The sequence below is a fragment of the Vibrio sp. 1751 genome (assembly GCF_033339895.1).
GTDB classification, from domain to species: Bacteria; Pseudomonadota; Gammaproteobacteria; order Enterobacterales; family Vibrionaceae; genus Vibrio; species Vibrio alginolyticus.
The window spans coordinates 1-21163 of sequence record NZ_JAWOVM010000075.1 but is presented as its reverse complement, the minus strand read 5'-3'; the positions used below and the strand labels follow the sequence as shown (position 1 = coordinate 21163).

Annotated in this window: 16 protein-coding genes; 12 read left to right on the top strand and 4 right to left on the bottom strand. The window is 46.3% G+C overall.

What is annotated here, in order from left to right; genetic code table 11:
- Positions 1–48 precede the first annotated feature (48 nt).
- The 3 genes from R7041_RS18575 (at position 49) to R7041_RS18565 (ending at position 2511) form a co-directional block, all read left to right on the top strand.
- Positions 49–531: a hypothetical protein gene (locus tag R7041_RS18575; RefSeq protein WP_005382371.1), complete on the top strand. Its 483-nt coding sequence runs from the start codon at positions 49–51 to the stop codon at positions 529–531.
- 199 nt (positions 532–730) lie between these two features.
- Entirely contained in the window at positions 731–1108 is a 378-nt protein-coding gene (locus tag R7041_RS18570; RefSeq protein ID WP_005382370.1) for a hypothetical protein, read from the top strand.
- A gap of 17 nt (positions 1109–1125) precedes the next feature.
- A complete protein-coding gene (locus R7041_RS18565; protein ID WP_054575306.1) occupies positions 1126–2511 on the top strand; it encodes a class II fumarate hydratase in 1386 nt (461 codons plus the stop codon).
- 90 nt (positions 2512–2601) lie between these two features.
- On the opposite strand, the gene R7041_RS18560 is transcribed toward R7041_RS18565, so the two are convergent.
- Together R7041_RS18560 and R7041_RS18555 are read right to left on the bottom strand one after the other, a co-directional pair.
- Complete coding sequence (locus R7041_RS18560; RefSeq protein ID WP_064368834.1) at positions 2602–6033, bottom strand: PAS-domain containing protein; 3432 nt, start codon at positions 6031–6033, stop codon at positions 2602–2604.
- 135 nt (positions 6034–6168) lie between these two features.
- Complete coding sequence (locus tag R7041_RS18555; RefSeq protein ID WP_206949721.1) at positions 6169–7356, bottom strand: 3-phenylpropionate MFS transporter; 1188 nt, start codon at positions 7354–7356, stop codon at positions 6169–6171.
- A gap of 233 nt (positions 7357–7589) precedes the next feature.
- Here R7041_RS18555 and R7041_RS18550 point away from each other — a divergent pair, with 233 nt between their 5' ends.
- From R7041_RS18550 to fis, 9 genes are all read left to right on the top strand, one after another.
- Positions 7590–9416 carry a DUF294 nucleotidyltransferase-like domain-containing protein gene (locus R7041_RS18550; protein WP_064368836.1) on the top strand — a complete coding sequence of 609 codons (1827 nt, stop codon included), beginning with the start codon at positions 7590–7592 and terminating at the stop codon, positions 9414–9416.
- Positions 9417–9449: 33 nt separating this feature from the next.
- The gene (locus R7041_RS18545) at positions 9450–10079 is read left to right on the top strand and encodes a 3'-5' exonuclease (RefSeq protein WP_025768818.1); all 630 of its coding nucleotides are present in this window, start codon (positions 9450–9452) and stop codon (positions 10077–10079) included.
- 237 nt (positions 10080–10316) lie between these two features.
- Positions 10317–12269: an acetate--CoA ligase gene (acs, locus tag R7041_RS18540; RefSeq protein ID WP_005386359.1), complete on the top strand. Its 1953-nt coding sequence runs from the start codon at positions 10317–10319 to the stop codon at positions 12267–12269.
- Between the two features lie 303 nt (positions 12270–12572).
- On the top strand, positions 12573–13022 hold the full coding sequence (gene aroQ / locus R7041_RS18535) for a type II 3-dehydroquinate dehydratase (protein WP_005382360.1): 450 nt from the start codon (positions 12573–12575) through the stop codon (positions 13020–13022).
- Positions 13023–13083: 61 nt separating this feature from the next.
- On the top strand, positions 13084–13545 hold the full coding sequence (gene accB / locus R7041_RS18530; RefSeq protein ID WP_005386355.1) for an acetyl-CoA carboxylase biotin carboxyl carrier protein: 462 nt from the start codon (positions 13084–13086) through the stop codon (positions 13543–13545).
- A 14-nt stretch (positions 13546–13559) separates the two neighbouring features.
- On the top strand, positions 13560–14903 hold the full coding sequence (gene accC / locus R7041_RS18525; protein ID WP_005382509.1) for an acetyl-CoA carboxylase biotin carboxylase subunit: 1344 nt from the start codon (positions 13560–13562) through the stop codon (positions 14901–14903).
- A 165-nt stretch (positions 14904–15068) separates the two neighbouring features.
- Complete coding sequence (prmA, locus tag R7041_RS18520) at positions 15069–15956, top strand: 50S ribosomal protein L11 methyltransferase (RefSeq protein WP_064368837.1); 888 nt, start codon at positions 15069–15071, stop codon at positions 15954–15956.
- A gap of 139 nt (positions 15957–16095) precedes the next feature.
- Entirely contained in the window at positions 16096–17064 is a 969-nt protein-coding gene (dusB, locus tag R7041_RS18515) for a tRNA dihydrouridine synthase DusB (protein WP_005382505.1), read from the top strand.
- A gap of 23 nt (positions 17065–17087) precedes the next feature.
- Complete coding sequence (gene fis, locus R7041_RS18510) at positions 17088–17384, top strand: DNA-binding transcriptional regulator Fis (protein WP_000462885.1); 297 nt, start codon at positions 17088–17090, stop codon at positions 17382–17384.
- Positions 17385–17458: 74 nt separating this feature from the next.
- Here the strand turns inward: fis and R7041_RS18505 are convergent, their stop codons facing one another.
- Together R7041_RS18505 and R7041_RS18500 are read right to left on the bottom strand one after the other, a co-directional pair.
- On the bottom strand, positions 17459–18616 hold the full coding sequence (locus R7041_RS18505) for an MFS transporter (protein WP_064368838.1): 1158 nt from the start codon (positions 18614–18616) through the stop codon (positions 17459–17461).
- Positions 18613–20184 carry an ABC-F family ATP-binding cassette domain-containing protein gene (locus tag R7041_RS18500; protein WP_064368839.1) on the bottom strand — a complete coding sequence of 524 codons (1572 nt, stop codon included), beginning with the start codon at positions 20182–20184 and terminating at the stop codon, positions 18613–18615. Before R7041_RS18500 ends, R7041_RS18505 begins: the two co-directional genes overlap by 4 nt.
- Between the last annotated feature and the right edge of the window lie 979 nt (positions 20185–21163).

Sequence of the window (21163 nt, the reverse complement as noted above, 5' to 3'; positions counted from 1 at the left end):
CACTTTTCAGTTACCATATTCGCAGTATGTCGTTGCAAGGAAGCCAAGATGTTCAAAAACAAGCACTTTATTCTCGCTCTACTGATTGCGCCAGTTCTCTCTTTGATCGCTTACTTCGGTACCGATATGGCCCTCAGCGAGAAACCCCACGCGGCGCAAGAAGGGGAAACTTACAAACTCGCGAGTAAGTCTAATTGTCGTTACACCAGTGGTCTGTGTGATATGGAAAATGGCGATTTTAAAGTGAAATTTCGCTCGGAAAAACTCACTAAAAATAACTTAGAATTGTCACTCAACGCCGCTTACCCACTCGAAGGGGTTAAAGTTTCTATTGTGAGTGACAAAGAGAAAAACGCTCAACCGATTGATATGAAGCCCGCCGATCAAGCAGGCCAAAGCTGGTACATCACCTTACCAAAGCCTGCATCTGCAGAAAGCTGGTTAAGAGTCGTCATTCAATCAGGCGGCACACTGTATTATGGTGAAACGCAAACCGCATTTGTGAAGTACGAAACCTTATTTACTGAATAACGGCGACAAGCTAATTCACCGGCCTTCAAACGACAGTGACTTAGTTTCACTCAGCATAAATGAATTCCTACTCAGCCGACGCCTTTGCGTCGGCTTTTGTTTCCGTAAGTCTTTCTTCAACAACCTCTTACTCTAAAAAGGGTTGCCAACCCACAAGTTAATTGATAATAATTATCATTACATTTAATGAGAGGTGGTTATGGACAACAAACGGGACATCTTTAACGCATTTTTTAAAGCCCAAGATAGATTCCTTCTCGCCGCACCACATGGCTTTGAGCCAGACGTGATTCATGACTATATTCATTGGGGAATGGTGTTGTCTTCCTGTTATGAACACGATGCCGATGAAGAAAATCTATTGTTGTGTGAGCTGTTTTTACGTCAGGTTTATTTCCATTTACTAGACGCAATTCAAGACTCAACTCGCAGTCGTATCTTCCGTCGTGTCTGTCTCGATTCTATCCATACGCCATTATTTTGCCTCAAACGTTATTACTACCAGTTTGAACAAGGCGACGTGAAATTTCTCGCACTACAACAACAATTACGCCTGATTCAAATCTCACTCGATTAACCAAAAGGATCCCTACCATGAGCACCGAATTCCGCATAGAAACTGACAGTATGGGCGAAGTAACGGTCCCTGCAGATGCTCTCTACCAAGCCCAGACTCAACGCGCCGTCGATAACTTCTCATTCAGTCAACATAAAATGCCATCTGGTTTTATCAAAGCGTTAGCACACATCAAGCAGACTGCGGCACTCACCAACGCACAGCTAGGGCTGCTTGAGGGAGATATTGCCAACGCGATCGCTGACGCAGCTCAAGAAATTATCGAAGGCAATCATATTGAGCAATTCCCAATTGACGTGTTCCAAACGGGATCAGGCACTAGCTCAAATATGAATGCGAATGAAGTAATTGCAACACTGGCCTCCCAGCATCTAGGCGGCACTGTCAGCCCTAATGATCACGTCAACATGGGACAAAGCAGCAACGATGTGGTACCGACGGCCATTCAAGTTAGCGCAGCATTAGCCATTGAAAAACAGCTCTTCCCGGCCCTGTCACACCTAAGCCAAACACTAGAGTCTAAGCAACAAGCATTGAAAGATGTTGTAAAAACCGGTCGCACCCACTTAATGGATGCGATGCCAATTACCTTTGCTCAAGAACTTGGCGGTTGGCAGTTCCAAATCGAGCATGCAAAACAAGCGATTGAACAAACACTTCCTGCTGTAAAAGCCTTAGCCCAAGGTGGTACGGCGGTTGGAACGGGGATCAATGCCGATCCACGCTTTGCAGACTTATTCGCTAGCAACCTAACCCAGTCAACTCGTATTCAGTTCACGGCCAGTGATAACTTCTTTTTCAATTTAAGCAGTCAAGATGCGATCGTCGCTCTGTCGGGACAGCTCAAAACAGCAGCAGTTGCGATCATGAAGATCGCAAACGATCTTCGTTGGATGAATTCAGGCCCATTGGCTGGTTTAGGTGAAATTGAATTACAAGGCTTGCAACCGGGTTCTTCCATCATGCCTGGCAAAGTAAATCCTGTGATCCCAGAAGCCGCAGCTATGGCATCAGCGCAAGTCATTGGTAATGACACCACCATTACCGTCGCAGGCCAAGCGGGCAACTTCCAGCTTAACGTCATGCTGCCAGTTATTGCTCATAACGTATTGGAGAGCATCGAGTTACTCTCTAACAGCGCAACCGCTTTAGCTGACAAAGCCATTGCGACGTTTGAAGTTCGCCAAGATAACTTGGATGTAGCACTCGCCAAAAACCCAATTTTGGTCACGGCTCTCAACCCTGTCATTGGTTACCTAAAAGCGGCAGAAGTCGCGAAAAAAGCCTACAAACAGGGACGCGCGATTATTGATGTCGCGGAAGAAGAAACTGATTTGGATAGAGCCACACTAGAGCGATTGCTTAATCCAGCCAAACTGACCCAAGGCGGCGTCGCAGAATAAACGGCAAACTCAGCCTATCAACTAAGATTACAAATATCGAGACCTCCATTCGGAGGTCTCTTTTATAGTGATTTTTCAAACACTCCAATCCTAAGCGACTCGATTGAGCACCGAACGCAGCTTAAGCGGCTTAACTGGCTTAGCAATAAAGCTGAACCCATTTGCTTTGATGCCATCAAGCATATCATCGGTACGATCTGCACTGATGATGACGCCTTCAAAGCTGTGGCCTAATCTCAGGCGGCATTGCTGTAGCACTTCTAAACCAGTACGACCATCATCAAGTCGGTAATCGGAGAAAATTACATCCGGAATCCAACCATCCTCAAGCGCTTGTAGACTTTCAACTAAATCAATCGCAACTCGTGTATCGCAGCCCCATCGGGAAAGTAAGTTTTCCATGCCGACTAGAATGTCAGGCTCATTATCGACACATAGGATTCTCAGATGACCAAGTTCAGATTGCTTACTCATTGCCACGTGAACTGGATGAGGCTGAACATGATCAGCTTTATCTAGGGTGATGGAAAAAACACTGCCTTTTCCAACCCAAGAGCGCATCGAAATTTCATGCCCAAGTACCTGAGCAATTCCTTTCGAAATCGCCAAACCAAGTCCGAGGCCTTGGTCGGAACGAACTTGAGTTCCGCGATTAAACTCTTCAAAAATCTCTTGCTGCTTCTCTTCTTCAATCCCCACTCCATTATCCCATACATCAATACGCACTCGCCCTTTCACGCGGCGAACACCGAGTGCGACTTTGCCATTCGGGTTATAACGAAACGCATTGGTCAGGAAGTTTTGCACCACACGGCGCAGCAGTTTGGGATCCGACTTAACCATGAGTGAGGACGGAATCATGGTGAACTCTATGCCTTGCTGTTTGGCTAACGCACTAAACTCAGCATTCAAATTCGACAACACATCATTTAACGCAAAGCCGTGCACGTTGACTTCCAACTTGCCCGATTCCAAACGCGAGATATCCAGCAAATCTCCAATTAAGTCTTCGGCAGCCTCTAAAGCACTTTCAATGTGTGCTGACAGCTTTTTGGCTTCGCTGTCTTTGGCGACTTCCGATAGTGAAGACGCGAATAGACGCGCCGCGTTGAGCGGTTGCATCAAGTCATGGCTTACTGCCGCCAAGAACCGTGATTTGGACTTCGATTCCAAATCCGAGCGCTGCGTCGCTTCCACCAGCTGCTTGTTGAGTTGTTCTAATTCTCGAGTCCGCAGACGTACCCTTTCTTCCAATGTCTCGTTGGCGTCTTTCAGTGCTTGCTCTGCATCACGGAATACGGTGATGTCGGTAAAGCTCATCACAAAGCCACCACCTGGCATTGGGTTACCTTGCACCTCTATCACGCGACCATCGGGACGAACCCGAGAAGAGGTGTGCCGAGTTCCTTGCTCAAGGTGATAAACACGGCGACGGACGTGGTCATCAGGGTCACCAGGGCCACACAACCCCTGCTCTGCATTGTGCCGAATCACATCCGCGATCGGTCGACCTACTTGAATCAGGCCTGGCGGAAATTCAAAGAGTTCTAAATAGCGTTGGTTCCACGCTACCAAGCGTAGTTGCTTATCGACGACCGCAATACCTTGTCCAATATGCTCAATCGCGCCTTGGAGTAAACCCCGACTAAAATCGTACAGTTCAGAGGCTTCATCGACGATAGTCGCCACCTCTTCAAGCTGCATATTTCTACCTTGCAGAGCGGAAGTAAGTACTAACTTAGCAGAAGATGCACCAAATACCCCAGCTAGCACACGCTCCGTATGCCGAATCAGAGAAGATGGCGCTTGTTGATTCGGCATCAACTCTTCTCGTTGCTGGCTCCAGTAGGCTCGAAACGCCGCTTTAACTCGCGTTCGTCCTACAAATCTGGACGCTAGCATTTCCAGTTCTGCAACCGTAACGCGGCTCTGGTACAGACTCATATTTTCGCTTTCAGGCAACGGTGTACCAACGAATGATGCCGATTGTAAGCGCTCACTTAGGCTTGGTCGGGTAGCCATAGAAACCACAACAAAACACACTGCATTAGCGACCACACTGAGGATCATCCCCCAATCTGAAATCGCGATATCAAAGCTAGCCAATACCTCTGGTGGCGTAATCAACCAGATCAGGAAGTTATTACTGGCGTCTCCGGCAAGCATGTCTGTTTGGCTCATTAACGTAATCAACCAGGTAGCAAAACCCACTGCGAGGCCAACATACACACCTTTCTTATTCCCTTGACGCCAATACATACCGCCAACCAGCGCAGGAGCGAATTGCGTGATAGCCGCGAACGAGAGAAAGCCGATAGCAGACAGTGAATGAATGGTGTCCAACGCTTGATAGAAACACCACGCGCCAATCAACAAAACTAAAATCAAACCACGGCGGATCCGCAGTAATAATTCAGAAAAATGGTGATGGTTACGCTGCGCCAGTCGCATGCGACGCAATAGCAATGGCATAACCAAGTCATTCGAGACCATGATCGCTAAGGCAATCGTCGATACGATAACCATGCCACTTGCCGCTGAAGTACCGCCTAGAAACGCAAGTAAGGCGATTTCACTCGCCCCTACCGACATCGGCACACTGATGACATAAGTATCAGGCGAAGCGCCACTCAAGAGACCTTGCCCTACCCACGCAATAGGTAAAACAAAAATCCCCATTAAGATCAGATAAATGGGGAACAACCAACGAGCCACGTGCAAATCTTGAGCACGTTCATTTTCCACCACCATCGTATGGAATTGTCGCGGAAGGCAAACGATCGCCAGCATGGTCAGTACAGTATGAATCAATATAGTCGGGATATTTGGTGACTGATACGTCTGTTCGGCAACATCAAGTAAGCTCAAATTCTCGGTGTTCATCGCCAACCAAACAATGAAAACACCAACCACTAAAAAAGCTAGCAGTTTGATAATGGATTCGAAGGCAATTGCCATCATCATCCCACGATGGTGTTCCGTGTTATCAATGTGGCGGGTACCGAATAGCATCGTAAAAATCGCCAATGCGACCACAACAAACCACGACACGCTATCGTTTTGATAACCAAAATCAGTAGCCAGCTCCGGAGCAATGATTTCAAGCCCCATAGTGATACCACGCAGCTGTAAAGCGATGTACGGCAAAATTCCCGCAACCGCTATGAGCGTAACAACCACGGCCAAACCTTGGGATTTACCGTAGCGTGCTCCGATAAAGTCAGCAATCGACGTGATGTGTTCCCGTTTAGCAATCAAAATAAGCCGAGCTAAAACGCGCCATCCGATGGTAAACACTAAAATGGGGGCGATATAGATGGGTAAGAAAGACCAAGGATTACTGCTGGCTTGCCCGACCGTGCCGTAGAAGGTCCACGATGTACAGTACACCGCAATGGAAAGGCTATAAATCCAAGGCCGCCAGCGCGCTAGCCACCTTTTCTGAATGTCGCCGTACCACGCGATGATAAATAAAGCTCCCAAATACGCTAAAGAAACGGGAACCACCAGCCATCCTTGCATCCGATATCCTTTCTTGCCTTTCTTGCTACTTTTAAAGCAAGAGAATAAAAAAACCTCTCCATGAGGGAGAGGTTTCATTTAACACTGCTTTGATAACGGAGACAAAGCTTAGTTTTTAACCTTTGTTACATAAGTCTAATTCTGTGTTTCAAGTGGCTTGTCTGATACATCAACCACCTGATGTGGGTCTTGCGAATCAAGCTTGATGAACAGAGCCAATAACCCCATCGCGGCCATGCCCCAGAACACAAGCGGTCCCCAGTGCTCATAACCCCAGCCACTCAATACGGTCATTAACGCGATAAATGCGCCCAACGGAATCGCGTTATACAACGCTTGCAACGCTACGATCTTATTTTCTTCGGAGTTTTGGATATATTGGATCGCGGCAATGTGTGCGGTAGCGAAAGTCACACCATGCAATAGTTGAACAACCACCAAAGCAATAATTGATGTTGTCGACGCCGTAATACCCCAACGCATCATTACACCAACGGCAGCAGCAATAAACAGCGCGCGTATTGACCAACCTACGAATAAGCGCTTACTCAATGCAAACACTGCCACTTCTGCGGCCACTCCTAAGCTCCACAAGTAGCCAATGACATCTTCCGAGTGACCAGCGGCCTTCCAGTGAATCGCACTAAAGCCGTAGTAAGCCGCATGACTGCCCTGAATTAGTGACACCAACACTAAGAATTTTAGTATCGGCTTGTCGGTCAAAAGAGCGGTCAGCTTTGGACGTTCTGCGCTTTGCCCACCATGCGTTACAGGCATTGGGTTAGTCGGTCGCATAGCAAACAGCAACGAGATAAACACGCCGAACATCGCAGTGTACAAGATCATATCGGAGCCAAATTCAGCCACCAGGTAGCCCACTGCCGTCGAGCCTGCGATAAAGGCGATCGAACCCCATAGCCGCGTGCGGCCATAATCGAGCATTTTCAGGCGAGCGTAGTAATTTGCCATCGCGTCCGACAACGGAATAATCGGTCCACAACAAAGATTGAACAACACTGTCGCTAGTGCCATTAACCAAAAGCTACCACCCGTAAAAAAGTGAAATCCAACAAAAAAGAGGGCAGCGAAACTCAACCAACGTAAAGCAGGCATAAGATGTTCGACTTTGTGTACTCGTGGGGTGATCACGATATTGGCAACACAACGTGTCGCAAGGCCTAACCCGACCAGCAAACCGATATCTGTCGAAGATACTCCTTGCTCCTTAAACCAAAGTGACCAAAATGGCAGATACACGCCATACGCAAAGAAGAATCCGAGAAAGTACTGGGAAATCCAGCCATACGGAGAAGGTTTCAACATTACTAATATCCTAAAACGGGAACACCAACGTTCGAGCCGGGAATTATGGATCGCCATGCGTATTATAAAAAGGGAAGAATAAGAAACTTATCGTTTCCTCGATGGAATACTAACTTTGCGACATTTGGCATCTTCAAACGAAAACATCGTAATTTAGACCAAAGTCGTCTGGCTTCCGGTAAGAAATTTGTCAGACTTAGAGAGTGTTCCTTCCATCATTATTGGGTGTTCTCATGCCTGACAAATTTAACATGCAATCTCCACCGTTCGATCGCTTAACTGAAGCACAACAATCGCGACTGCGATCGTCTCTGGACGTCGCCTACTATCGAGCTCGAGATGTTATTTTATCCTGCGGACAGAAGAACCCCCACTTACATATTCTGATCAAAGGCGCGGTAGAAGAGCGCTCCAACGATCAACAAGAAGTGTTCGCACATTATGCCAACGACGATATGTTCGATGTACGCTCGTTACTTGAAGACAAGGTACGTCATCACTACATCGCGCTTGAGGACACGCTCTCTTACCTAATGCCGAAAGAAGTTTTCCTTGCCCTTTACAACGAAAATGGCCAGTTTGCAGCCTATTTCGATAACAATTTATCGAAACGGCAAGAGCTCATCGAAGCGGCCCATCAACAGCAAAACTTAGCGGAGTTTATTCTCACTAAAGTTGACCGCAGCATTTATCACCCACCGATGATCCTTGAACCAAATACACCAATTAACGAGGTAACACGTTCCTTAAAAGAAAATGGGATTGACGCTGCATTGGTTCAACTCCATGGCGATGATCCACGATTGGAAAAATGGCCATCAGCCCACCCGTACGCAATAGTGACTCGTACTAATATGCTGCATTCTGTGATGATAGATGGTTGCGCGCTCGACACACCAGTGGGTGAGATCGCGAGCTTTCCTGTTTATCACGTTGATGATGGTGACTTTCTATTCAACGCCATGATCACAATGACCAGAAATAGAATGAAACGCCTCATGGTATGTGAAGGCAACCGAGCCGTCGGCATGCTGGATATGACCCAAATTCTCAGCGCGTTTTCAACCCACTCTCACGTGTTAACGCTCAGTATTGCTCGAGCAAGCAGCGTGGAAGAGCTCGCTTTGGCCTCAAACCGCCAACGTCAATTGGTCGAGAGCTTATTGAAAAACGGCATCCGCACTCGCTTCATCATGGAGCTTATCTCAGCCGTAAACGAGCAAATTATCGAGAAAGCGTTCGAGTTAGTAATACCACCAGCCTTGCACGACCATTGTTGCTTGATCGTACTCGGCTCTGAAGGCCGAGGAGAGCAAATTCTCAAAACCGATCAAGACAATGGCCTGATTATTCAAGATGGTCTGGAATGGCCTCATTGCGAACAAGTGATGCAATCCTTCACACACACCCTACAACAGCTCGGTTATCCACTTTGCCCTGGCAAAGTGATGGTTAACAACCCGAAGTGGGTCAAAACACAGCAAGAATGGATAAGCACCCTAAACCACTGGATAGCTAAAGCCGAACCAGAACAAATCATGGACTTAGCCATTTTCAGTGACGCCCATGCTGTTGCTGGGAATTGCGAGCTGCTGGCTCCAATTGCGGCGCATCTTCGTGACACAATGAAAGATCGCATGTTGATATTGTCTGATTTTACTCGCCCTGCCTTGCAGTTTTCTGTGCCCCTAACTCTATTTGGCAACGTAAAAAGTGCTAAAGACGGATTGGACATTAAACGCGGCGGTATTTTCCCAATTGTACACGGCATTCGCACCTTGTCTTTGGAATATGCCATTGAGGAGAAGAACACATTTGAGCGCATTGAAGCTCTGAGAAATAAGCGCATCTTAGAATCCGAAACGGCAGATAATCTCAACGAAGCACTGAAATTGTTCTTTAAACTTCGCCTTAATCAGCAACTCAAAAAGCAAGAAGCGTTGAATAACATTGATATTAAACAACTGGATAGAACTGAGCGTGATTTGCTTCGCCACAGCTTACATGTGGTGAAGAAATTTAAGCAATTTTTAGGCTTCCATTATCAAATTCGTGATTAACCCTGATTTTCATAAATCACAGAGGCGTAAGCAATGAACTGGTTACAACGCAAATACTGGTACTACAAATTGAAAGGTTCGCCTTATCAGTCGCTGTTTTGCACGCCAGATAAAACAGAATACGTCTCTCTTGACTGCGAAACCACCAGCCTTGACCCAAATCGCGCCGAGCTGGTGACTATTGCAGCCACCAAGATCATCGACAACCGCATCATCACCAGTCAACCATTTGAAGTCCGCTTACGCGCGCCGCAATCGCTCGACTCTGGCTCGGTCAAGATCCATCGAATTCGCCACCAAGACTTAGTCGATGGCATCAGTGAAAAAGAGGCGCTGCTCGAGCTGCTCGACTTTATCGGCAACCGACCACTTGTGGGCTATCACATTCGTTACGATAAAAAGATCTTAGACCTTGCTTGTCTGCGGCAACTTGGCTTCCCACTTCCTAACCCACTCATCGAGGTCAGTCAGATTTATCACGATAAGTTGGAACGACATTTGCCGAATGCCTACTTCGACTTAAGTCTGGATGCCATTTGTAAACACCTCGAACTTCCTATCCAAGACAAACACGACGCTTTGCAAGACGCGATTTCTGCCGCTTTGGTCTTTGTCCGCTTAACGAAAGGCGATTTACCCAACCTAACCGCCCCGTATACATAAAAATCAGTTGACCTAGCTCCCAGAAATACTTTTGTTTCAGCGATTTCCCGGCGCTTCTATCACTCTCATCCTAAAGTCTAATTGTGGAAATACGCGCGGTGACTGACAGTTATAAGCACAACGTCGTCATTACCACGACCAAGTTATTTAGAACCAAAAAACAGCCCTACAAAAATATATTCAAAATCTTATCTAGATTGGTGTAAGGCCGAGAAATAAGGCACAAGGAGAGAAGCCATGAGCGAAGCCCACGTTTATCCGGTAAAAGAAAATATTAAAACTCATACACACGCGGATAATGATACTTACTTAGCCATGTATCAGCAGTCGGTAACAGATCCAGAGGGCTTCTGGAACGAACACGGCAAAATCGTTGATTGGATCAAACCTTTCACCAAAGTAAAAAGCACTTCTTTCGACACTGGCCATGTTGATATTCGCTGGTTTGAAGATGGCACACTGAACGTCTCGGCTAACTGTATTGACCGTCATCTCGCAGAACACGGGGACGACGTCGCCATCATTTGGGAAGGCGATGATCCAGCCGACGACAAAACACTCACTTTCAACGAACTACACAAAGAAGTGTGTAAATTCTCCAACGCATTGAAAGAGCAAGGCGTACGCAAGGGCGACGTGGTGTGTCTATACATGCCAATGGTGCCAGAAGCCGCAGTGGCTATGCTCGCTTGTACCCGTATTGGTGCGGTTCACACCGTAGTATTTGGCGGTTTCTCACCAGAAGCACTATCCGGCCGTATCATCGACTCTGACGCTAAAGTCGTGATCACCGCAGACGAAGGCGTACGTGGCGGACGCGCTGTTCCACTGAAAAAGAACGTGGATGAAGCACTAACCAACCCAGACGTAAAAACCATCAATAAAGTCGTCGTGCTTAAACGTACAGGTGGTGATGTTGAATGGCATGAACACCGTGATGTTTGGTGGCACGAAGCAACAGCCAACGTTTCTGACGTTTGCCCACCAGAAGAGATGAAAGCCGAAGACCCGCTGTTCATCCTCTACACATCTGGCTCGACAGGTAAGCCTAAAGGCGTACTACATACTACAGGCGGTTACCTCGTTTACGCGGCAATGACCTTTAAATATGTCTTCGATTATCAACCAGGTGAAACCTTCTGGTGTACCGCGGATGTGGGCTGGATTACAGGCCATACTTACCTAATTTATGGTCCACTAGCGAACGGGGCCAAAACCATTCTGTTTGAAGGTGTTCCAAACTACCCAAGCACGGCTCGTATGAGTGAAGTGGTTGATAAGCACCAAGTGAACATTCTCTACACTGCGCCAACCGCTATTCGTGCACTAATGGCAAAAGGTAACGAAGCGGTAGCAGGGACATCTCGTTCAAGCTTACGTGTGATGGGTTCAGTAGGTGAGCCTATCAACCCTGAAGCGTGGGAGTGGTACTACAAAACGATTGGTAACGAGAGCTCGCCTATCGTTGATACTTGGTGGCAAACAGAGACCGGCGGTATCTTAATTGCACCACTACCAGGCGCAACAGACTTAAAACCAGGCTCAGCAACTCGACCATTCTTCGGAGTCCAACCTGCACTGGTTGATAACATGGGCAACATCATTGAAGAAACCGCAGCAGAAGGTAACTTGGTGATCCTTGATTCATGGCCAGGTCAGATGCGTACTGTTTATGGCGACCACGAACGCTTTGAACAGACCTACTTCTCAACCTTCAAGGGAATGTACTTTACTAGTGATGGGGCTCGTCGTGACGAAGACGGTTACTACTGGATCACGGGCCGTGTTGATGACGTACTAAACGTGTCGGGTCACCGCATGGGTACCGCTGAAATAGAATCGGCTCTTGTCGCACATCATAAAATTGCTGAGGCCGCTATTGTGGGCATTCCGCATGATATCAAAGGCCAAGCTATCTACGCTTACATTACCTTGAACGATGGTGAATTCCCGTCAGCAGAGCTACACAAAGAAGTGAAAGATTGGGTGCGTAAAGAGATTGGTCCAATTGCAACACCAGATGTACTGCACTGGACGGATTCCTTACCGAAGACTCGTTCTGGTAAGATCATGCGTCGAATCCTGCGTAAAATTGCAACGGGTGATACCAGCAACCTCGGAGACACATCAACGCTTGCCGATCCGAGCGTTGTAGATAAACTTATCGCAGAGAAAGCAGAATTGGCATAAATTCAACCAACTGTTTTAAAAGCACTTTAAAAACCGCCATCACTCATGGCGGTTTTTTGCTTTAGTGCACAAATTGGCCACACAAAAAATATGGCAATTATGTTGTTTTTGTTAACTTGGTTACAGAAACGAGAGTGGCTATTAGGAGATTAGACCAGTAAATTGCTGCTAATTGCTATGAATTAGCTATAATCTTGGTCGATTTTTTAAAATTTGCTCGGTTTTAACAAAAAAATCGTGCTGAACTATCGTATATTTGGGAATATAAACGTTCCACTCACGATAAGGGAAGATAGCAACACAATGTCTGCAAAGTCACGGATTCTTGTTCTAAACGGACCAAATCTTAATCTATTGGGTCTGCGCGAACCGACACACTATGGTCACAGTACCTTAGCTCAAGTTGTGGATACTCTTACAGAGCAAGCCCATAACGCTGGGGTAGAACTGGAACACCTACAATCAAATCGTGAGTACGAACTGATTGAAGCCATTCACGCTGCCTATGGCAAGATTGACTTCATCATCATCAATCCAGCGGCTTTCACTCATACTAGTGTGGCGCTGCGAGATGCATTACTTGGCGTCGCCATCCCATTTATTGAGGTGCACTTATCAAATGTGCACGCACGTGAACCATTCCGTCATCACTCTTACCTGTCAGATAAAGCAGAGGGTGTGATTTGCGGTTTAGGCGCACAAGGTTATGAATTTGCTCTGTCTGCAGCGATCAATAAGCTACAGGCAAAGTAACCCTAACACTCTGCAACCCTACGAGGGTTGTCTTAATCACAAGATAAAAGAGAAAGAAAAGATGGATATTCGTAAAATCAAGAAGCTAATTGAGTTAGTTGAAGAGTCTGGCATTGCTGAGCTAGAGATCTCTGAAGGTGAAGAGTCAGTGCGCATCAGCCGTCATGGCACTGCAGCCCCTCAAGCACCAATTCACTACGCAGCAGCTCCAGCGGCGGCACCTGCTCCAGTAGCAGCGGCACCAGTAGCGGAAGCGCCAGCAGCAGAAGCTCCAGCAGCAACACCTGCAGGTCACCAAGTTCTTTCTCCAATGGTTGGTACTTTCTACCGCTCTCCAAGCCCAGACTCTAAAGCATTCGTAGAAGTGGGTCAGAAAGTAAATGCTGGCGATACTCTATGTATTGTTGAAGCAATGAAAATGATGAACCAAATCGAAGCGGACAAATCTGGCGTTGTTACAGCAATCCTAGCTGAAGACGGCCAACCAGTTGAATTCGACCAACCTCTTGTTGTAATCGAATAAGCGGGGCTTGCCTTATGCTAGACAAAGTAGTCATCGCGAACCGAGGTGAAATTGCACTTCGTATTCTTCGCGCTTGTAAAGAATTAGGTATTAAGACCGTCGCTGTTCACTCAACAGCGGACCGCGATCTTAAGCACGTACTACTCGCAGACGAAACCGTATGTATCGGCCCTGCTCGTGGTATCGACAGCTACCTAAACATTCCACGCATCATTTCTGCAGCAGAAGTGACTGGTGCTGTGGCTATCCACCCAGGTTACGGCTTCCTGTCTGAGAACGCAGACTTCGCAGAGCAAGTTGAGCGCAGTGGTTTCATCTTCGTTGGTCCAAAGGCAGACACTATCCGCCTAATGGGCGATAAAGTATCTGCTATCAATGCAATGAAGAAAGCAGGCGTTCCTTGTGTACCGGGTTCTGACGGCCCTCTAGACAATGACGAAGAGAAAAACAAAGCATTTGCTAAGCGCATTGGTTACCCAGTAATCATCAAAGCATCTGGCGGCGGCGGCGGTCGTGGTATGCGTGTTGTTCGCGCAGAGAAAGACCTTATCCAAGCTATTGCAATGACACGTGCTGAAGCAAAAGCGGCGTTCAACAATGACATGGTTTACATGGAGAAATTCCTAGAAAACCCTCGTCACGTTGAAGTTCAGGTTATTGCTGACGGTCAAGGCGGCGCAATCCACCTTGGTGAGCGTGACTGTTCAATGCAACGTCGTCACCAAAAAGTAGTGGAAGAAGCTCCAGCACCTGGTATCACAGAAGAAATGCGTAAGTACATCGGTGAACGCTGTACTCGTGCATGTATCGAGATCGGTTACCGCGGCGCAGGTACGTTTGAATTCCTATACGAGAACGGTGAGTTCTACTTCATCGAAATGAACACTCGTATTCAAGTAGAGCACCCAGTAACAGAGATGGTTACTGGCATCGACCTAATCAAAGAACAGCTTCGTGTTGCAGCGGGTCAGCCTCTGTCATTCACTCAAGATGATATTAAGATCCGTGGCCATGCGATTGAGTGTCGTATCAACGCAGAAGACCCTGAGCGCTTCCTACCATCTCCGGGTAAGATCGAGCGTTTCCACGCTCCTGGCGGTATGGGTGTACGTTGGGAATCTCATATCTACACAGGCTACACAGTTCCACCTCATTACGATTCAATGATTGGTAAACTGATCACTTACGGTGAGAACCGTGATGTAGCGATTGCACGTATGAAAAACGCACTGGGTGAGATGATCATCGAAGGCATCAAAACTAACGTGCCACTGCAATTCTCCATTATGAATGACGAAAACTTCCAACACGGTGGTGCAAACATCCACTACCTAGAGAAGAAGCTTGGCTTACAATAAGCCTAAGCAAACGTCTTAAAAAATGCCCACTCCCGTGGGCATTTTTGTTTTATATGTACGCGAAGGGCTCAACATATAAATCGGCTTATTTGGGTATATACTCAAACAAATCGTAGAGTTCTGGTAAACTCTGCGCCACTTCATTCACTTTAAGAGCAAAAACCAATGCCTTGGATTCAAATCAAACTCAACGCGACCAATGAAAACGCTGAGCAAATCGGCGATATGCTAATGGAAGAGACTGGCGCGCTGTCTGTTACATTCTTAGACGCGCAGGATACACCTGTATTCGAACCTCTACCTGGCGAAACTCGCTTATGGGGCGATACTGATATTCTGGCACTGTATGATGCAGAAGCAGACACTAACTTCATCATCGACCAAGTTAAAGCGAGCAACATGCTGGCTGACAATTTTGCTTACAAAGTAGAACAGCTTGAAGATAAAGACTGGGAACGCGAATGGATGGAAAACTTCCACCCAATGAAATTTGGTGAACGCTTATGGATTTGTCCAAGCTGGCGCGATATTCCAGATCCTGACGCTGTTAATGTTATGTTGGATCCAGGCCTTGCATTCGGTACGGGTACTCACCCTACAACAGCACTTTGTCTTGAGTGGCTAGAAAGCATGGGCTTAAGCGGTAAGACCGTTATCGACTTCGGTTGTGGCTCAGGTATTCTTGCGATCGCAGCGATCAAACTGGGCGCTGAAAAAGTGATAGGGATCGACATTGATCCTCAAGCCCTGCTTGCTTCAAAAGACAATGCTGAGCGTAATGGCGTTGCAGACAAACTAGAAGTTTACTTACCGCAAAATCAACCTGAAGGTCTCGTCGCTGACATCGTTGTGGCCAACATCCTTGCGGGACCTTTACGTGAACTTGCACCTATCATCAAAGGACTAGTTAAGCCAAATGGCGACCTCGCTATGTCCGGCGTATTAGACACTCAAGCTGAAGATGTTGCGAACTATTACCGTGACGAGCTTCACATTGACCCGATTGTTGAGCAAAGTGAATGGTGTCGCATCTCTGGTCGTAAGCAAGGCTAGACAAGGTTTTCAGAGCTAATTGTTTGAAATTCATACAATTTACAAAAACAATTTGTAAATGCTCAAATATTAGTCTTTTCACGCAGTGAAAAAATGCGTAAAATGCGCGCCCTTGCTGGTACAGAACTGTGATGACGTTTTGAAAATCGGAAACTATCAACTTAAGAACAATCTAATCGTAGCCCCTATGGCTGGTGTAACGGATAGACCGTTTCGCGAGTTGTGTCTTCGCTATGGTGCGGGAATGGCCGTCAGTGAAATGATGTCTGCTAACCCAAAACTATGGGGAACGTCAAAGTCGAAACAGCGCATGGTACACGAGGGCGAATCGGGCATTCGCTCTGTACAGATTGCGGGTTCCGATCCACAGCTTATGGCGGACGCAGCTCAATTCAGTGTTGAGAACGGTGCACAAATCATCGACATCAACATGGGCTGCCCGGCAAAAAAAGTGAATAAGAAGCTAGCGGGCTCTGCTCTGCTTCAATACCCAAACATTATCGAAGAGATTTTGAAAGCGGTCGTGAATGCAGTGGACGTTCCTGTAACGTTAAAGACTCGAACTGGCTGGGATACAGACAACAAGAACTGTGTCCAGATCGCTAAATTAGCCGAAAACTGCGGCATACAAGCCCTTGCTCTGCATGGCAGAACGAAAGCATGTATGTACAAAGGTGAGGCCGAATATGACAGCATTAAAGCGGTAAAAGAGGCGATTTCAATTCCGGTTATCGCGAACGGTGATATCGATAGCCCGGAGAAAGCCAAATTTGTACTGGAGTACACCGGTGCGGACGCTTTAATGATTGGACGCCCTGCCCAGGGTCGTCCTTGGATTTTCCAGGAAATCCATCACTATTTGGAAAACGGCACCACAATGGAGGAACTTCCAACTGAGGAAGTGAAAACCATTATGCTTGGTCATGTAAATGCTCTGCATGAATTTTATGGGGAGTTCTTAGGTCCACGTATCGCGCGCAAGCACGTTGGGTGGTACCTGAAAGAGCATGAACAGGCAAGTGAGTTTCGCCGTACCTTCAACGCTATCGACGCAGCTCCGCTGCAAATTGAGGCGTTAGAAGGTTATTTTGATAACGTTGCATCATAATTAAGAGAAGAGCTAGACCGAATATGTTCGAACAAAATCTGACTTCAGAAGCATTAACAGTAACTACAGTAACGTCACAAGACCAGATTACTCAGAAGCCTTTACGTGACTCTGTTAAAGCGTCTCTTAAAAACTACCTTGCTCAACTAAACGGCCAGGAAGTAACAGAACTATACGAATTAGTTCTAGCTGAAGTTGAACAGCCACTATTAGATACTATCATGCAGTACACTCGCGGTAACCAAACTCGCGCAGCAACTATGATGGGTATCAACCGCGGTACTCTTCGCAAGAAACTTAAGAAATACGGCATGAACTAAGACCGGCTTTCAAAAAATATTTGGAACAAGCCGTTACCTTTTTAGATAACGGCTTTTCTTTATCTACTAAAACACTACGAATAACGCTCACTTTGTTCAGCATTACCAACTGGCTTTAATATAACTACCGCTGAGCCAAACAATAGGAAAGCCACGAAAGCGACACATTCATTGCCTACAGAATACGCGAAGCCCGCCAAGGCAGACCAAATCGCGACACCAAAGTGCATCATACTCATTCCAGAAGACATCAGCACACCTCGATGTTCATCAGATAAGCTTGCTATATGTGCTTGTAACGCCGGAGAGCCTACCCCTCCAGCAAGAGACCAGAGCACTAGAGCTGGAAGATAAGCGGTAACCGTACTCATCTCATTTGAGAACACCCATGCACTGCAAGGTATGCACACCATTAAAGCCACTCGCATAACGGCTCGAGAGCTACCAAGCCAACGGCAAGCTCTCCCCACGCACATATTTCCAACCACACTCACGATCCCTAGAGCAGCATAAATAGCGCCCACCCAACCGAGCGCCAACTCGCTGGTATCTCGAATATGAAGGCCTATCAGGTTAAATACACCAATACCTCCCCCCAGGCCTAAACACATCGCTAGAATCGCCCTCAACGCGCCTGGAAGATGAATGACGTCTGTGATAGGTGGCAGAGTATCTGACTTCTTGGACTCATTATGCTTGTTGTTCATGGACACTACGCTCATGGCACCGACAAAAAGAGCCGCCACGCCCAAAATAATAAAAGCGGCACGCCATGATAAAAGCTGGGTCAACAATGCTCCGATCGCCGGGCTAGTTATCATACCTAGCGTTAATCCCGCCTGAACCATCACAATTTGACGCATCGCTCTATTACCCTTCGCGTCTCCCGCTAACGCGAATGCAATTGGTAACATGCCTGCACTTGCAATACCAGTGATCACACGAGTTGCAATAGCAAGTTCAAAATCATGAGCTATGCCCGTCGTAATAGACGCAACCCCAAATACAAAGCAAGCAGGCACCATGATACGAATACGCCCAGCTCGGTCTGATAAACGGCCCAAGTAAGGAGCGAAAATTGCTATGGCTAAACTATATGCCGTAATAAATAAGGTCACCTGACTCGGTTGAACACTTAAATCATTTCCGATAGGTTCAAGAATAGATCCAAGCATCAACTCATCAGCACCAACAAGAAAAGCAACGAGAAATAGGATCATGGACTGCATCATAGCTCCACCTCCTGTTCTGTTTCCGATTCAGCACAAGTGAGCAACGAAATATCTAAAACTCTATCAGGCCAAGATTGCAAAAATGCCTTCTCATGAGATACCACAATCACGCTACCGGAAAAGCGCTGGAGAGCCTCTTTAAGCGCATTTTTACTGCTGCTATCCAAGTGTGTTGTTGGTTCGTCCAACAGCAAAACATTGCATTTCTGAACCGATAAACAACACAACTTCACCCGAGTTTGCTCACCACCGCTCAATGTATCTAAGTGGCGCTGCGTCTTATCCCCCGTAATCCCAAAGCGAGCTAATAGCTTGCGTGACTCTTTGCTTGAGATTGTTGGCGCACAAGAGCACAGCTCCTGTTCAGGTGTGTTCTGAGGATTGCGCCAAGACAAATCTTGAGAAAAATAACCAATCATTGCACCTTTTGCCAATACCACCTCACCAGAGAGTAGCTCGATCTCCCTCATCAGGGTTTTAAGTAAGGTCGACTTACCCACGCCGTTAAAACCAGCAACAACCAACTTTTCCCCGCGCGCTAACGTGATATCAAGCGCAGGAAGCAGAGGCTGCTGATAACCTATCATCAACGCTTTTGCGTCAATCACATACTGTTGCCCAATGGGCTGGTAAGCAAAGTCAAACATCGATACTTTCTCTACATTATTCAGTTGAATACGTTCGATTTTATCCAGTTTTTTCTTACGCCCTTTAGCAAGACTCGCGTTAACTCCAGCGCCATTTTTGGCAATAAATTGCTCTAACTTTCGAATTTCATTTTGCTGAGCCTTATATTGCTTTTCTATCAAAGCACCATCGTGATGCTTTTGCTGCATTGCTTTGACATAAGTGCCGCTGTATTTTCGAACCGTTTGATAATCAATATCACAAATACTGGTCGCTACTTGATTAAGGAAATCAACATCATGAGAAACCAGTAAAACTGTGCCAATGTAATCATTGAGAAACGTGACTAGCCATTCAATGTGAGGAGCATCAAGATAGTTTGTCGGCTCATCAAGAATTAACACATCGGGGTTGCGAAGTAACAACCTGCCTAAAAGGACTTTGTGTCTTTGACCGCCACTTAGCGAGACAAGCGGTGTATCTAAGCCAAATTGATAAATACCAAGACCTACAGCAACTCGTTCAATTTTGGTATTAATTGCATAGAAGTCTTCATCTTCTAAATATGCCTGTAGCCGAGCGACTTGGCTTAAAAGAGATGTAGAGTGAGACTCGGTCATCGCCTGATACAAAGTCCAAAGCTTCTGCTCGGCAGCGTATAAGTTCTCAAAAGCACTCTTTAAGCATTCATAAACCGTCAGCGCATTATCCATCTTAAAATGTTGCTCTAAATACCCCACCTCAAGGTTTGGTAACCAGTCAATGCAGCCCTTATCTGCAGATAATTCACCAATAAGCAGTTTTAATAAGGTGCTTTTTCCAACGCCATTCGCTCCAGTGATACCTATTTTCTCTCCCACGTTAATTCGAAATGTCGCGTTGTTATATAAACTCTTATCAGCGATCTGATAAGACAAATTTTTAACTTGTAAAATACTCATGCTTTTAACCAAATAAAAAGGGCCGGTGATCAATACCGGCCCTTATTTCAATACTGGATAATGCTTTGTAGCTGCTTAACAGATACAAAAAGGCCGATGATGAAATATCACCGGCCATCTCTTCTCTTTTATCAGGTGTACAGACGCCTGCGTATAACTTCAGCGAAGTTACTCACGCATAAAACACCTGATGAAGATTAATTTAAGACTCCGGGCAACACTTCATCGCGTTTTTTGCACGGAGTTCAGCCTTCTTACAAAGCTTTTAAACAAGAGATATAACATGATTTACTGTCGAAAAAATATTCGATGTGAAGCGTACACCTTTAGAATAAAAAGTACCAGATAATTATTAAAACTATCGTGACTTACACGAAGGTCCACAGAAAGAAGACTTTTCCTCAGTCAATGTGCCAGGTGAACTGCTTACTCAGCAAACACAGCTATGAAAGCACCTATACCGCTCACGTTATACGTACGTAGTGGTGGCTTTGAAGGTTGGAGAGGGTTAGAGGGAAGAAGTAGCGAATATACTTTAAGACACTGGCTTAAATAGGTCGACAAAACAAAATCCATGTTTGGAAAGTTTTAAATGCGCTGAGTTTATATTAATAAGCGCCTATGGCTAAATCAAAACATCTAAAGCAGAGAAATCTCCCCCGAAAATAACATAACCTAGTGAATAAATTTTCCAGGTAATAATAAAGGAAGCTTTGGTAAGTAAGCACAAGGGCTGAGAACTAGCGCTCGATACTAGGACCCGGTTCAGTAGAAACCACACAAAACTGAGTTCCACTTCACTCATAACAGGGCTTAGAAAGCATCGCCAGAGGGAAGCCGGCCTCTCGATGCAAGGTTTCAATACGAAAGTGGGTTTAAGGTAAGTCGGGGAACCAAAACGAAAAAAGCCCCAGTCTTTCGACTGGGGCTTAATATAAGTGGCGGAGTGGACGGGACTCGAACCCGCGACCCCCGGCGT

Bases quoted from the DNA above. Each gene is read 5' to 3' on its own strand.
- acs (WP_005386359.1), top strand. From the start codon at position 10,317: ATGAGCGAAGCCCACGTTTATCCGGTAAAAGAAAATATTAAAACTCAT.
- R7041_RS18545 (WP_025768818.1), top strand. From the start codon at position 9,450: ATGAACTGGTTACAACGCAAATACTGGTACTACAAATTGAAAGGTTCG.
- R7041_RS18505 (WP_064368838.1), bottom strand. From the start codon at position 18,616: ATGATGCAGTCCATGATCCTATTTCTCGTTGCTTTTCTTGTTGGTGCT.
- R7041_RS18555 (WP_206949721.1), bottom strand. From the start codon at position 7,356: ATGTTGAAACCTTCTCCGTATGGCTGGATTTCCCAGTACTTTCTCGGA.
- R7041_RS18560 (WP_064368834.1), bottom strand. From the start codon at position 6,033: ATGCAAGGATGGCTGGTGGTTCCCGTTTCTTTAGCGTATTTGGGAGCT.
- fis (WP_000462885.1), top strand. From the start codon at position 17,088: ATGTTCGAACAAAATCTGACTTCAGAAGCATTAACAGTAACTACAGTA.
- R7041_RS18500 (WP_064368839.1), bottom strand. From the start codon at position 20,184: ATGAGTATTTTACAAGTTAAAAATTTGTCTTATCAGATCGCTGATAAG.
- prmA (WP_064368837.1), top strand. From the start codon at position 15,069: ATGCCTTGGATTCAAATCAAACTCAACGCGACCAATGAAAACGCTGAG.
- R7041_RS18570 (WP_005382370.1), top strand. From the start codon at position 731: ATGGACAACAAACGGGACATCTTTAACGCATTTTTTAAAGCCCAAGAT.
- R7041_RS18550 (WP_064368836.1), top strand. From the start codon at position 7,590: ATGCCTGACAAATTTAACATGCAATCTCCACCGTTCGATCGCTTAACT.
- accC (WP_005382509.1), top strand. From the start codon at position 13,560: ATGCTAGACAAAGTAGTCATCGCGAACCGAGGTGAAATTGCACTTCGT.
- R7041_RS18565 (WP_054575306.1), top strand. From the start codon at position 1,126: ATGAGCACCGAATTCCGCATAGAAACTGACAGTATGGGCGAAGTAACG.
- aroQ (WP_005382360.1), top strand. From the start codon at position 12,573: ATGTCTGCAAAGTCACGGATTCTTGTTCTAAACGGACCAAATCTTAAT.
- R7041_RS18575 (WP_005382371.1), top strand. From the start codon at position 49: ATGTTCAAAAACAAGCACTTTATTCTCGCTCTACTGATTGCGCCAGTT.
- accB (WP_005386355.1), top strand. From the start codon at position 13,084: ATGGATATTCGTAAAATCAAGAAGCTAATTGAGTTAGTTGAAGAGTCT.